14 protein-coding genes are annotated in these 13724 nt (G+C 54.9%); 7 read left to right on the top strand and 7 right to left on the bottom strand.

The features are described 5' to 3' along the window. The first annotated feature begins 36 nt into the window (after positions 1-36). Together hisC and E6C51_RS09830 are read left to right on the top strand one after the other, a co-directional pair. Positions 37-1143, top strand: a complete 1107-nt coding sequence (gene hisC, locus E6C51_RS09835) for a histidinol-phosphate transaminase (RefSeq protein ID WP_190235833.1) — start codon at positions 37-39, stop codon at positions 1141-1143. Further along, entirely contained in the window at positions 1143-2072 is a 930-nt protein-coding gene (locus tag E6C51_RS09830) for a prephenate/arogenate dehydrogenase family protein (protein ID WP_190235832.1), read from the top strand. The genes hisC and E6C51_RS09830 overlap by 1 nt, the downstream gene beginning before the upstream one ends. A gap of 380 nt (positions 2073-2452) precedes the next feature. Here E6C51_RS09830 and E6C51_RS09825 read toward each other — a convergent pair whose 3' ends face one another. Next, positions 2453-3466, bottom strand: coding sequence for a DUF2125 domain-containing protein (locus E6C51_RS09825; RefSeq protein WP_146934694.1), 1014 nt, complete (start codon positions 3464-3466; stop codon positions 2453-2455). A 53-nt stretch (positions 3467-3519) separates the two neighbouring features. Here E6C51_RS09825 and E6C51_RS09820 point away from each other — a divergent pair, with 53 nt between their 5' ends. After that, positions 3520-4077 carry a gamma-glutamylcyclotransferase gene (locus E6C51_RS09820; protein ID WP_190235831.1) on the top strand — a complete coding sequence of 186 codons (558 nt, stop codon included), beginning with the start codon at positions 3520-3522 and terminating at the stop codon, positions 4075-4077. Between the two features lie 83 nt (positions 4078-4160). Here the strand turns inward: E6C51_RS09820 and E6C51_RS09815 are convergent, their stop codons facing one another. Together E6C51_RS09815 and E6C51_RS09810 are read right to left on the bottom strand one after the other, a co-directional pair. Continuing rightward, positions 4161-5546: an MFS transporter gene (locus E6C51_RS09815; RefSeq protein WP_190235830.1), complete on the bottom strand. Its 1386-nt coding sequence runs from the start codon at positions 5544-5546 to the stop codon at positions 4161-4163. Positions 5547-5856: 310 nt separating this feature from the next. Continuing rightward, on the bottom strand, positions 5857-6807 hold the full coding sequence (locus E6C51_RS09810; RefSeq protein WP_186827752.1) for a dihydrodipicolinate synthase family protein: 951 nt from the start codon (positions 6805-6807) through the stop codon (positions 5857-5859). Positions 6808-6954: 147 nt separating this feature from the next. Between E6C51_RS09810 and E6C51_RS09805 the strand changes: the two genes are divergently transcribed. Beyond that, the gene (locus E6C51_RS09805; RefSeq protein ID WP_190235829.1) at positions 6955-7980 is read left to right on the top strand and encodes a LacI family DNA-binding transcriptional regulator; all 1026 of its coding nucleotides are present in this window, start codon (positions 6955-6957) and stop codon (positions 7978-7980) included. 111 nt (positions 7981-8091) lie between these two features. Here E6C51_RS09805 and E6C51_RS09800 read toward each other — a convergent pair whose 3' ends face one another. The 4 genes from E6C51_RS09800 to ftsE all read right to left on the bottom strand — a co-directional run bounded on the left by E6C51_RS09800 (position 8092) and on the right by ftsE (position 11583). Then, positions 8092-8886 carry a lysophospholipid acyltransferase family protein gene (locus E6C51_RS09800; RefSeq protein WP_146934704.1) on the bottom strand — a complete coding sequence of 265 codons (795 nt, stop codon included), beginning with the start codon at positions 8884-8886 and terminating at the stop codon, positions 8092-8094. 84 nt (positions 8887-8970) lie between these two features. Beyond that, complete coding sequence (locus E6C51_RS09795; protein WP_407920794.1) at positions 8971-9684, bottom strand: YdcF family protein; 714 nt, start codon at positions 9682-9684, stop codon at positions 8971-8973. Between the two features lie 215 nt (positions 9685-9899). Further along, the gene (locus E6C51_RS09790) at positions 9900-10898 is read right to left on the bottom strand and encodes a cell division protein FtsX (RefSeq protein WP_186827759.1); all 999 of its coding nucleotides are present in this window, start codon (positions 10896-10898) and stop codon (positions 9900-9902) included. Between the two features lie 25 nt (positions 10899-10923). After that, positions 10924-11583 (bottom strand): cell division ATP-binding protein FtsE, encoded by a 660-nt coding sequence (gene ftsE / locus E6C51_RS09785; RefSeq protein WP_075641557.1) that lies wholly within the window; start codon positions 11581-11583, stop codon positions 10924-10926. A gap of 216 nt (positions 11584-11799) precedes the next feature. Between ftsE and E6C51_RS09780 the strand changes: the two genes are divergently transcribed. From E6C51_RS09780 to E6C51_RS09770, 3 genes are all read left to right on the top strand, one after another. After that, a complete protein-coding gene (locus E6C51_RS09780) occupies positions 11800-12483 on the top strand; it encodes a hypothetical protein (RefSeq protein WP_190235828.1) in 684 nt (227 codons plus the stop codon). 57 nt (positions 12484-12540) lie between these two features. Continuing rightward, entirely contained in the window at positions 12541-13086 is a 546-nt protein-coding gene (hpt, locus tag E6C51_RS09775) for a hypoxanthine phosphoribosyltransferase (protein ID WP_146934710.1), read from the top strand. 237 nt (positions 13087-13323) lie between these two features. Further along, positions 13324-13689: a response regulator gene (locus tag E6C51_RS09770; protein ID WP_146934712.1), complete on the top strand. Its 366-nt coding sequence runs from the start codon at positions 13324-13326 to the stop codon at positions 13687-13689. Positions 13690-13724: the final 35 nt, after the last annotated feature.

The raw sequence follows: 13724 nt of genomic DNA, 5'->3' as shown, positions 1-13724 counted from the left end.
CTCAGGCTGGCAATTTCGTGATCAGGAAACAGTTTGATGAGCAGCGACATGAACCAGCCCGTTCCACGTCCCGGAATTCTTGATATTGCCGCCTATGTGCCGGGCAAGGAACATGCGCCGGGTGTTGCCAAGGTCTTCAAGCTGTCCTCCAACGAAACACCGCTTGGCCCAAGCCCCAAGGCAATTGAAGCGTTCAAGGCAGCAGCCGATAATCTGGAAATCTATCCCGATGGTCAGGCGCTGAAGCTGCGCGAGGCCATTGCCAGCGCCCATGGCCTCAACCCGGCTAATATCATCTGCGGCAATGGCTCTGATGAGCTGCTGGGCCTGCTGTGCCACGTTTATCTGGGTGCAGGCGATGAAGCCATCATCACCGAGCATGGCTTTCTGGTGTATAAAATTCAGATCATGGGGGCAGGAGCAACGCCTGTGACCGTGAAGGAAAAGGATTGTCAGGTGGATGTTGATGCCATTCTGGCCGCCGTGACCGACAAGACCAAAATGGTGTTCATTGCCAATCCCGGCAACCCAACCGGCACCTATGTGCCGGGCGCTGATATTCGCCGTCTGGTGGCGGGTCTGCCCAAGCATGTGATGCTGGTGCTGGACGCAGCCTATGCGGAATATGTGCGCCGCAATGATTTTGAAGCCGGTATCGAGATTGTCTCCGAGAACCGCAATGTGGTGATGACCCGCACCTTTTCCAAAATCCACGGTCTGGCTGCACTCCGCGTTGGCTGGATGTATGGACCCTCTGCCGTGCTGGATGCACTGAACCGCATTCGTGGACCGTTCAATATGAATGCTCCGGCTATTGCCGCAGGTGAGGCAGCCATTCTGGACCGCGCCTTTGCCGATAAGGCCGTGCAGTTCAATCTTGAGTGGCTGGAAAAGCTGACGGTTGCTTTTGAAGGGCTTGGTTTGAAGGTGACACCATCGGTGACCAACTTCCTGCTCATTCATTTTCCCGATCAGGATGGCAAGCGCGCGCCGGAAGCCGATGAATTCCTGACCAGCCGTGGCTTCATTCTGCGGGCCGTGAAGGGCTATGGCTTTGCCAATGCGCTGCGCATGTCCGTTGGGACGCCTGAGGCCAATGAGGGCGTGATTGCCGCTCTGACAGAGTTTATGGGCAAAGCGTGATGGGTACTGCACAATTTGATCGTATCGCGCTGATTGGTATCGGCCTGATTGGCTCGTCTATTGCCCGTGGGGTGCGCGAGAAGGGGCTGGCGCGGGAGATTGTCATTTCCACCCGCTCGCTCGACACGCTGAAACGGGCAGAAGAACTACAGCTCGGCGATCACTACACGCCTTCGACGGCCGAGGCGGTCAAAGATGCCGATCTGGTGATTGTCTCGGTGCCGGTGGGCGCATCGGAAAGCGTTGCCATGCAGATTGCCGCGCATTTGAAGCCGGGCGCGATTGTCACCGATGTTGGTTCCACCAAGGCGTCGGTGATTGCGCAGATGGCTCCGCATTTGCCAAGCCATGTGCATTTTATTCCGGGCCATCCTTTGGCGGGTACGGAAAACTCCGGCCCGGACGCTGGCTTTGCCGATCTGTTCAAAGGCCGCTGGTGCATTTTCACGCCTTTGCCTGATACCGACCCGAACGCCTTGGCTCGTCTTGTGGCGTTTTGGGAGGCGCTGGGCTCTAAAACCGACCAGATGGAACCCGAGCATCACGACAAGGTGCTGGCGATTGTGTCGCATCTTCCGCATATCATTGCTTACAATATTGTCGGCACGGCGGATGATCTGGCCGCTGTCACCGAATCGGAAGTGATCAAATATTCGGCCTCCGGTTTTCGTGACTTCACCCGCCTTGCTGCGTCCGATCCGACCATGTGGCGGGATATTTGCCTGCACAACAAGGATGCGATTTTGGAAATGCTGGCGCGCTTTTCCGAAGATCTGGCATCGCTGCAACGCTCCATTCGCTGGGGCGAGGGTGACAAGCTGTTTGAACTGTTCAGCCGCACCCGCACCGTGCGTCGTTCGATTATCGATGCAGGTCAGGATGTGAATGTACCGGACTTTGGCCGTCACAGTCTGGACAAAAAAGCCTGAGACTATCTCGATCTACTGCATAATTCCTGAAATCCTGATCGATTTAAGAAGAAATTATGCAGTAGATTGAACGTGTTACAGCGTCCTTTGTGCACCATATCACAGTACACGACGATAGGTTTTACCGTATAGCTCACCCCCCTCTGCCCTGCCGGGCATCTCCCCCACAAGGAGGGAGATCGACAAAAGCAGCCCTCTTGCTCAACAGCATACGTCCTATGTGTCGGAAATCACGAGTTCATTGTGAGAAACGAGCGGGAAGGCCTATCCGATCTCCCTCCTTGTGGGGGAGATGGCTGGCAAGCCAGAGGGGGGTAAACGGCACATAAGGGCGTTTGTGTCGTGTACTATGGCACCATATATGGTGAGAAGAGCTGTCGTCAGATCGGTGGAATATTGCCGAGCGGAATAAAGCCCAGAACAACGGTGCCATGGGTGATCTGAAGGGTCACCTGCCCATGGTTTTGGCCAAAGAATGCCATTTTCAGGCCTTTGGCTGCGAGCTTGGCAATGTCTGTGGTTTCGGGATAGGCGGAGATCACCATGTCCCGCCACCCTTCAACCTTGTTGATTTGCAATTTCAGCGTGCCTGAGAGATAGCCATCCTGATCGATTGCCAAAGGGCCGCTGGCGGTGATGGTGCGGCCTTCACCAACATCCAGCTGAAGGGCGCGCAACTCGCCATTCAAGCCTTTCAAATCAATGGGCTTGGGGTTTTCAATGTTCAGCGCATCGGCCTGACCAATCAGTTTCAGATCAAGATCGGCGGTCATTGGTGGTACTTTGGACGTACCATCATTTTGTTGAAAATTCACGTCGGTAAAGCGCGAGCTGGTGAGAAGATCATCGCTATCGCGCTGAATGTTCAACTGCCCTTCTGAGGCATTGATGGTCAGTGTGGTACCCGTAACGGCATTGGAAATATTGGTGCGAAGCGCCTTTATCACGGTTGCCTGATTCTCAAGGCCCACAATGCCCACTGACATGCTTGTATCAAGCCTGTCCCATTGCACGGATGTGGCAATGCCTGTGGAGGTTTGCATAATGGCAGGACCATTCAGCTGCCAGTTGATCGTGCCGGGTTTGAATATTTTTGCAGCCGAGCGGAAGGCTCCGACAGAGCCGGTAATGCCGTTTTTACGATCATTGACGGTGATCTTTGAGCATTTGAGGCTGATCCGCAATGGAAACCCACCCACATGCATGTTGGCACAGGTCAGCACCGACGCCAGCGGGCTTGAGCCGTCAAAGGCGCGCTCCAGCTTGGTGGTGGCATAATTGGCTGCCGCAAACCAACCAGCGGTGTAGACGGCCAGAAGGATGATCACGGAAAGAACCGCAGGAAAAACGATGGATCTTTTGCGTCGTGTCACCATGCTGCTTGACGTCGCCATTTGCTTCTCCAATTGTGTCGCCGGTTCGGGAGCAATTAGGTTTGATGTGCGATATGGACGATTTTTGGGTGTTTGGCTATGGTTCTTTGATGTGGAATCCGGGTTTCCCCTTTGAGAAACAAATAAATGCCCGCATTCATGGCTTTCGACGTGCTCTTTGCGTCCGCTCATGGGTTCATCGCGGCACACAGCAGCAGCCGGGGCTGGTGATGGGGTTGGACCGTGGCGGCTCTTGTCAGGGTGTTGCTTTCAAGGTTGCGCCAGAGCATTGGCCGCAAACATTGCATTATCTGCGTGAGCGCGAACTGGTGACGCATGTGTATCTGGAAAAGTATCTGCGGTTGCATCTGGCCGACGGGCAGACAGTAACGGGGCTTACCTATGTCATCGACCGTCAGCACGAACAATATGCCGGTGCCGTCACCGTGGAAGAGGCGGTCAGCGTGGTGCGTAGCGCTGTTGGTCAATCCGGCGCCAATGCAGCCTATGTTCAAGGCACTGTTGAACATTTGCGCAGCATGGGCATTCGAGATCTTTGGCTTGAGAAGGTTGTCAAAGGCATTGAACGGGAAACTTTGGGTGGAGCAGATCGTCCGTCAGGCGCAAGGTGAACACAGAGCCATGAGTGGTTGTTTTGCCTCGCCCATACATTCCAATGTTGACCGGTGCCGATAAGGGCACCGGTCGCGTGATGTCATGGAGAGAGTTCTTCCAGCACTTTGTCCTTTGTCTCGACGGCAAACAGGATGGTGATCAAGGCACCAACAACCAGAATGGTGGCGAAGGTCGCAAAGACATATTGAATACCCAGATTGGACATGAGAAAGCCGACCAGCAGCGGACCAGCCGATGAGCCGAGACGAAGCCAGGCGCTGCCTGCACCAGTCCCGATTGCCCGCAGACGGGTAGGGTAGATTTCTGCCGAATAGAGGTAGAGTGAGAAGGTGACTGTCTGAACGATGGCATAGGCAAGTCCCCCGAGAACAAGCACCTGAAGGGGAGAGGTTGCGCCGAGCCAGGCAAGGAGAGCCAGCGGCACGGGCGCAAGCAGCAATGCTCCGGCGTACCAACGCTTTCGACCAACCTTGTCAATCAGAAGTGCGCAGATGATTGCGGCAATCACACCCGCGACTGATGTCAGAAAACCATAGAGAATGCTGGTTTGCAGGGGCAGATTGAAGGTTTGGCGATAGAGTGTCGGCAACCAGGTAATTGTGCCATTGGCAACGACATAAGCGGTAAACCACATCGCCCAGATGGAAAGGGTGCGCTTCAGATAAATGCCCTGAAACAGCTCCTTCCAATCGGATGTGCGCTTCACGGATGTGGTGATATTTTTTGGCTCAGGCAGGACATGACCAGCGGCGATGGCGCTTCGTTCAAGGTTGGTAACAATCGCATTGGCTTCGGCATAGCGGCCATTGGCGGCCAGCCACCGGGGTGACTCTTTCAGAAACCAGCGCAATGGTATCATCAAAAGCGCGGGAACCAGTCCGACAATGAACATGGCTTTCCAACCGAAAGCGGGGACCATGAAATAACCGATCAGACCCGCGCCAACCAGCCCCAGCAAAAACATGACTTCGTACAGCAGAAAGAACTTTCCGCGTCCTTTTGATCCGATCATCTCGTTCACATAAGCGCTGGCAACAGGCACTTCACCACCCGTTCCAATGCCTTGTACAAAGCGAAATGCCATCATTATTCCGGCTCCCGCAGCAAACAGGCAGGCAACATCCATGCTCACAAACACGAGAATGGTGAACAAAAGAACCTTGAGGCGGCCGACTTTTTCTGCAAGCCAGCCAAAAAGAATCGCGCCGATCAACTGGCCGAGATAGCCCATCGACAGGATCATGCCTGTCTGCGATGGGTTGAGACCCCATTCCTTCACCAAAACGGGCATGGCATAAGCAATGGCGATGACGGTGTAGCCGTCGAAAAAGGTTGCGGCACCGATAATATTTCGAGCCCAGAAAACCTCACGGGTAATGGGCAGGCGCTCCAGGCGGGCACCGATATCGCCTTGTGGATCAGCAATGGTTGCTGACCCAGCCGGTATGGGTTGCATGATATTCATTGGTTCCTCCATCGCGCCCCGCGACCCGTGCTCTCTCCCGGTCGGTCGTGCGCTCCCTTTGTCTTGCTTGTTTTATGTCGTTCCGTTGTGCGTCTCGGTAACGTCCTCGCGCTGAGGGCGGATGTCTCGATGGTTCTCGGACTTCGAGAGGAATGGCTTGCGTCCCCTACAGCACCTCTCACCACATATGGCGCACGGTGCTGTAACAGTTTTCATCTGCTGCATAATTTTCTCCTTAAATCCACTCCGCTTTAAGGAATTATCCAGCAAAGAAAGCCGCTCCGGCGCGATGAACCGGAGCGGCTGACGCTTATTCGGCAGCAAGAAGCTGCTGTTCAACGCGGCCGATGCCAGCGGCGTCAAAAGCGGCAAAGATTTCCTTCTCGGCTTTTTCGCCCAGATTTTTCAAGGGTTCGCGGATGGTTGCGTGGTCCAACACGCCGCGATGGACGAGGCCAAGCTTGAGGGCAACCGTGCCTTCCATATGAGAGCCGCGATGATAAACAGCGCGGGTTACCGGCAACAGGCGCTCAAACACCTGACGGGCTTCGGTGTAATTTTGCGCCTTGCCAGCCTCAATCAGGTCGACAAGCAGTTCCGGTGCAATATTGCCGTAGCCAACCAGCAGACCATCGACATCAAACATGGTCGGAAGCAGCCATTCATCATGGCAGCTGAGAATCTGGAGATTGGGATTGGCCTTTTTCAGCTCAGGAATCTCCACGTACCAGCGCTTCATATTGCGCACACCGTTCTTGGTGGCAACAACGCCGGGCTGGGTGGCAATATCAAGCTGGGTGTCGAGGTCGTAGCTGGCTTTGGTTGCATCCGGGTATTGGAACAGGATGCATTGAAGGCCCGATTCTTCCCAGATGGCTTTATAGCGGCTCTGTGGAGCGCCCTTCTGATAGCCAAAACGCAGCCAGCCATGGTTTGGATAGACAAGCGCCCCGGTGGCACCGGCGGCCTTGCACTTTTTGGCCTCGGCTGCGGCAACGCGCGTACCCTCGCCGGTGATGCCAGCAATGATTGGAACGGCACCATCAACGGCTTCCACATAGGTTCGGATCAGGGCGAGGCGCTCATCCTCGGTGAGGAAGGTGCCTTCACCGGCATGGCCGAGGATAACCAGGCTTTTCACGCCCTTGATCGACACCAGCCATTTGGCAATGCGCGCATTGGCCTCGAAGTCCACTTCGCCGTCGCGGGTAAAGGCAGTGACGGGGGCTGGGCTGAGGCCACGTAGGTCCATGGGGTTCATCTGAAATCTCCTCCTGGGTAGGCAGTTCACATCATTCGTTTTGATGTGGGAACGTTATTGGGAACGTTCCCAGTATTAATTTGATCGCTGTGGCTGTCAAGTGGTACAAGACAGAAAAATACGGCTTGAATGGTAGAAAGCGATTCGATGAAAAGTGACAGGCCCCGGCAAAGTCCACCTTCCAAGGTAACGATTCTTGATGTCGCCAAGGCGGCTGGCGTTTCGAAATCGAGCGTCTCGCGCTTTCTCGATGAACGCATGCCAAAATCGGATAGTGAAACGGCCCGGCGCGTCCGCGAGATTGCCGATCAGCTCGGTTATGTGCGGGATGTGTCGGCCTCATCTTTGCGGCGCGGCAAGACCAGCATGATAGGGGTGATTGTCCCACGATTGACCGATACGGTCATGGCAATGCTGTATGAAGAATTGGCCCATGCAGCGGCAAGGGCAGGGCAGTTTACCATTGTTGCGACCACCGAGGATGAGCCAGGCGCAGACAGAGAAGCTGCCGAGGCGCTGCTGCGCCGGGGTGTCAACGGGCTTATTCTGTCAACCTTCCGTGATGGCGAAACCCTGACCGATGATCTTTATGGGCGCGGTGTGCCCTTTGTTCTGGCACTGCGAACCGACGGAAATTGTCGTTCTTCGGTCGGAGATGACTGTCTTGGCGGGTATCTGGCAACCCGTCACCTGCTTGATCTTGGGCATCGGCGCATTGGGTTGATTGCCGGGCCAGGCTATGCATCCAGCGCGCGCGGTCGGGTAAAGGGCTATTACAAAGCCATGGCAGAGGCAGGCGTCGAGGTTGATCAAAGGTGGGTGCGTGAATCGACCTTTGGCATTGAAACGGGCTTTGTTGCGGCAAGAGAGCTAATGGCATTGGATGCTCGGCCAACCGCGATTTTTGCAGTCAATGATAATACGGCCATTGGTGCCCTTTCCGCTCTCACGCAACTGGGGTTGTCCGTTCCCAAAGATGTTTCGCTGGTCGGATATAATGATATTCCGGTTGTCAGCCATCTGCCGACACCGCTCACCTCCGTCAAAGTGCCCTTTGATCAGATCGCCAATGCCGCGCTCGAACTGCTGAGAGCGGATACAGTTCCGGCCAAAAACCGAATCCGCATTGCCAGCCCGACGTTAATTCCCAGGCGCTCGTCAGGGCCGATCTGATCGCGGTTTTTCACTTACAGCGCCTCTCACCAAATATGGCGCACAAAGGACGCTGTAGCACTTTTAAGCTGCTGCATAATTTTCGCCTTAAATCCACTCCGATTTAAGGAATTATGCAGCAGGTGCTTTGCCTCTTATCACATCAAGACGCGCGACAGCCGTGGGCGGCAAGGGCAGTTTCGGATTGGTGGTTGCCGCGTCCAGCAGCAGTTTGTCGCTCTCTGCCTCCAGATCCTCAATCAGTTTTTCAAAAAACACATTTGGTTTCAGGCCCGGCTCTACGGCCGGCAGAATGCGGATTTTATAATGGCCCGGATAGCGCATCAGGCTGCGGCGCGGCCAAAACAGCCCTGCATGCACCGCCACCGGCACAACGGGCACCTTTAAATCACGATAAAGCCGGGCAATACCGAATTTATAGACGGGTTCCGCGCCCGGCGGGCGGCGTGTGCCTTCGGGAAAGATAATCAGCTGGCGACCATTTTCCATCTCTTCGGCGGCGCGTTGCATCACCAGCATCATTTCCTTGCCCTTGCCGCCGCGATTGACCGGAATCATCTTCAGTTTGGCGGCATACCAGCCAAACACCGGAATCATCATCAATTCGCGCTTGAGAATATAGACCGGATCATCCAGCCAGGGCAGCAAAGCATAGGTATCCCAAAAGGATTGATGCTTGGGGGCAAGGATATATCCAGACTTTGGGATATTCTCGAGCCCTTCAATCTCAAAGGTGGTGCCGACAATGGTTTTCATCAGCCAATGACAGGATAATGCCCAGGCTTTTGGAATGCGATAGGCGGTTTTCCGCGGCAAGAAGAAGTAAATGGGCAGACAAACAACCATCCAGAGGATCAGGTTGGCGTAAAAGATGACGTTAAAAAGATGAGAGCGCAGAGCAAGCATGTATCGATTCCGAAATGTGTCATGCCTTGACTATATGAATTCAACGTCAAGCGGAAGCTCTCTCATAAATGCAGCGTAATCCTCTCAACTGACTGGCTTGTTGATGGCGCGCAACCCGCTCCAGGTGCCCCAGCCGATCGTATCACGGGCGGAGGCGAGTAGAATCTTGACATATTCGGACAAAAGCGTGCGGAGCGCGTTAGGATCGGCATACCATGCTTTGGTGCGCAGATCCGAGATGACGACCGGATAGGGGATGAATTGGGTGTTGGGCGCTGTGCGGCGCAATTCCATCAAGCTGCGCTGCATGTGATAATTGCTGGTGACGACCAGCACAGAGGAATAGCCCTTGTCGTGAACCCATTGGGCCGTTTCATTGGCATTGCCAATGGTATCAATGGCCTGATAGCCCATATCGACGCAGCAGGCGAAGAGATCGTAAGAACTTTGCGTCATGGTGCGGATCTGTTTTGATGTGGTGGTGGGATGCACGCCTGAAATGAGCAGCCGCTGTCCAGAACCCTTTCGCAGCAGATCAACCGCCTGATCAATGCGTTGATAGCCGCCGGTCAGCACCACGATCGCGTCGGCCTTTGGATGTTCAGGGGCTCGCATCAGGGTAACGGTATCGGCGAAATACAGGAAGCCGCCAATCAGGCAAGCAGTCATCAGAATCGTGGCATAGCCCCCAAAGCGCAACACACGACGCAGCCAGCCGCTCCGCCGAAACAGCCGGCTCAATTGCTCGCTCCTGCGAGGGCGTTGATCCGTGGAAGGATCATTGGGTGGCATCGTCATTGCTCGTCCATATTGCAATCATTTCATGGCAAAGCCAAACCGTCATGCCATCTCTATCGGATAATGACTGCCACAGGAATCCGTTTCCGACATTATCCAGCATTGCCATCTCGCAAACACATGGTGCGTGGTCGTGCACAAGGGGGCTTCTGCGCTGCCACGCTTTGCATGATCATGCGTCGGGATTGTGTCGGCGATTTGATGGTCACGCCGCCTCAATCAAGCGGCAGGCCGCTGCTGCGGCTGGGATCCGAGCGGATTTGATCAATGTCGTAGATTGCGCGGATCACGGTCAATCTTGCCGTGAGGGTTGTGAGCAGTGCAATGACAATCATCGTGGCAAATATGCCCAAATAGCCGGAAAAGCCGATTTCAAACCGGCCAAACAGGGCTGTTGCCTGATCGGTTTGCGGGGTTGCCAGCGTGTTGTCTTGCAAAAAACTGGCAAAGGCAAAGAAGGCCGCGGCCATAAAGCCACCGGCTCCAGCCCCTTTGAGGCTGATTTTTAGAAAGTGTTTTTGAAACTCTCGCGCCACAAACTGGCTTTCGGCCCCCACAAAATGCAGAACCTCGATAATGTGCCGATTGCCCGACAAGGCACCACGGGTGGCAAAAATCACCGTCAGAATCATGGCGGTAAACACCAGAATCAAGACGCCAAAGCCGATCAGCACCGTGGTGCGGGCCATGGAGACCAGCTTGTCCACCCAGTTGCGGTGGTCATCCAGCGTGGCCTGGGGAATTTGCGTCGATAAAAGATCGCGCATGGCGGCAAAATCGGGCGGGTGGCTTTCATCAATGGTGATGATCACCAGCCTTGGAACCGGTAAATCCTTGATGTCCAGCCCGGTGCCAAGCCATGGCTCCAGCAAGCGGGCCGTTGCCGCTTCATCGACAATCTGGCCGCTCTTGGTGCCAACAAAACTGAGAGCCAGATCTTTGGCGCGGGTGAGCGCCTGATCCATGTTCACGTTGTCGTCTGGCTTTATCTGAATGGTTACCTCGCGCGAAATCTGGCTTTGCCAGCTGGCAGCGGTGGCCCGGATCATCGATACGGCTCCGAGGGTCAGGCAGGCCAGAAAAGCCATGATGGCAATCACCACCATCAGCGCATTGCCCTGAATATTGGAGGGCGGCAAAATCGGCCCGGTTGGCCGCACCTGCATGGAAACCCGTCTGGCCTGCTGTTTGGCGGGCTGGTTCTGGCTGCTCATGCCCGAAGGTGGCGCGGGTTTGCGATCATTCATAGATATCGAGCCGCCCTTCGCTGAGAATCATTCGGCGCGCATCGACCTGCTCCATCAAAGCCAGATCATGGGTGGCAATCACCACGGCAGTGCCGAGCCGGTTCAACTCCAGAAACAGGCTGAGCAGGCGGCGAGCCATCGGCGGATCGACATTGCCGGTCGGCTCATCGGCCAGCAGAATCTCCGGGCGATCAATCAAGGCGCGGGCAATGGCGGCGCGCTGCTTTTCACCGCCCGATAGAATAGCGGGCAAAACATTGATCCGCTCACCAAGACCCACCCACTTCAACAGTTCCAGCACATCCTGCTTGTAGCTGGCCTCTTCCTTGCCACGCACCCGCAAGGGCAGGGCAACATTTTCATAGGTGGTCAAATGGTCGAGAAGCTGAAAATCCTGGAACACAATGCCAACGCGCCGCCGCAGCAGAGGCAATTCCTGACGGGGGATCTGGGTAATGTCGCGACCAAAGCTTCTGATCAGCCCCCGCGTCGGTTTGAGCGACATGAACAGCAGGCGCAAAAGGGTGGTCTTGCCAGCGCCCGAGGGGCCGGTGAGAAATTGAAAAGAGCGCTTCGGGATGTCGAAGGTCAGGTCGCGGAGGATCTCAGGCCCCATCCCGTAACGCAGACCAACATTTTCGAAGTGAATCAATTGAGAAACCCGGTCTTGAGCCAGTGGATGAAAGCCTACTTCTTAACGTCTGCGGTTACCATTTGGTAAAGATCGCGATCATGCAATGAGAATCCGGTAATTTTGCAAATCATTAACCATTCGAATTTACGACTTGTAGAGATTGGTTTCAATGGCTCATTCCATTTGCGTGCGTGATCGCAATTGCGCGTGGAGATGTGGCCTTGCGAGGGATTGATGAACGCATTCCGTTTCCGGCAAAAACAGGTCGAGCCAGATGTTGACGTCCTGTTGCCCGAGTATCGGCCGCGCCCAGTGCCGCGCAATGGTTTTCCGCTGGCCGATGATGTGGCGGATGCGGATTTCATCACGGTGCACGATCCGGTTGGCGCGATGCGAAGCCGCTTGCAGGCGGAGTTGAATGCAGCACCAAAGCGGCAGCCGCATCCTCTGGTGATGCTTGTGAGGCAGCATCTCTCTCCCGTGTTGATCAAGACAGACCTTTTGCTCAACAGGTTGTCGGAGCGCTCTTTCACCACGCTGGTGTCAGTGCTGGTGCTGGTGGTGTTTGTTCTGGCGGGTGGCTTCACGCTGCTGGGCAGCCGTGGCCCATCGCCGTTTACCGGGCCTGCTCTTGATTTCACCCATGTGACGCTGACGCCGCAGGATGCCGATGGCATGCATGTGCTGGTGGTGAATGCGATTATTGAAAACCGCGCCAATACAAAACAGACTTTATCGCCGGTGCGGGCCGATCTTTACTCTGGTGGTCGCTTGATTGCCTCCACATTGATTGCACCGCCTGCCAGCGAGATTGATGTGGGCCACAGCCGCGGCATTTCGGCAAAATTGCGCCATCCCGGTGGAAAAACGCCGCAGTTGAAGCTTTCTTTCGATACAAATGCTGTCTCTCACCCGTGACTGTGGTATCGCGGTGGCGAGATTGTCGGGCGCTATGCGCCAAATTCTGGAGAGATTATGCCCATCGTTCGCGGAAAAGTGATTGAGCCTTATTTTACCGCTGAGCAGATCGCGACGCGGAATATTGAAATTGCCAAAGCCATTTCGGAAGGTCCGTCCGATAATCTGCTGGTGATTTCCATTCTCAAAGGCTCGTTTATTTTCGCAGCCGATCTCATTCGTGCCATGCATCACGTGGGTCTGGCCCCGGAGATGGAATTCATCACCTTGTCCAGTTACGGCAAAGGTACGGTTTCGCGCGGTGTAACCGTTATCAAAGACATTGATAGCGACGTCACCGGCCGCAATGTCCTGTTGATTGATGATATCCTCGAATCAGGTCGCACGCTGCAATTTGCCCGCGATCTGATGTATGAGCGCGGTGCAGCCAACGTCAGCATTGCCGTGCTTTTGGATAAAAAGGTCAAGCGCAGTGAAGAGCTTGAGGCCGATTATGTTGGCTTTGAATGCCCCGACTATTTCGTGGTCGGCTATGGCATGGATGCGGCCTATGCCTTCCGGGAGCTGCCTTTTGTCGGTGTTGTCACCGGCGATGCGGACTGATCTTTGCAGCACACTTCCTTCGAATTTTAGGTGACTTGTTAACCATACGCAACGTGACCTTTGCGATGTTTACCTATCGCAAAGGAAAAGCTGGTCATTTGCATGCGTCGGCATGATCTCTTCCATCGAGCCCGGGGAAGAAAATCATGTGACGGCGGAACATGCAACGGCATCATGAGTTCGTTTTATCAAACGTGCGATGCTGTAAGGGCTCATGCTTTAAATGGGATTGCGAACATGGCCAAGATTTTGATTACCGAAGACGAGGATGGTTTGCGCTCTTTTGTCGCCCGTGCATTGCGGATGGATGGGCATGAGACCCATGAAGCCGCAGACGGTGCCGAAGGGCTGGAAAAGCTGAGCATGGCCAGCTTTGATTTATTGCTGTCCGATATCCGCATGCCGGTGATGGACGGCATTGAGCTTGCGCATCGCGCCCATGGCGATTTTCCTGGTTTGAAAATTTTGCTGATGACCGGCTACGCCGATCAGCGTGAGCGCGCCGATGACCTGATGGAAAAGGTGATTGACGTGGTGCCAAAGCCCTTTGCCTTGCCCGACATTCGCAAGGCTGTGGCGCAGGCGCTGAACATGGCGGCATAAAGCCGCGATTCACCTCAAAGAGTTAGGCGTCGCGC

The sequence above is a fragment of the Gillisella terrae genome, assembly GCF_004801395.1.
GTDB lineage: Bacteria > Pseudomonadota > Alphaproteobacteria > Rhizobiales > Rhizobiaceae > Allorhizobium > Allorhizobium terrae.
The sequence above is the reverse complement of the archived record's forward strand: the minus strand, read 5'-3'. Positions and strand labels throughout refer to the sequence as shown.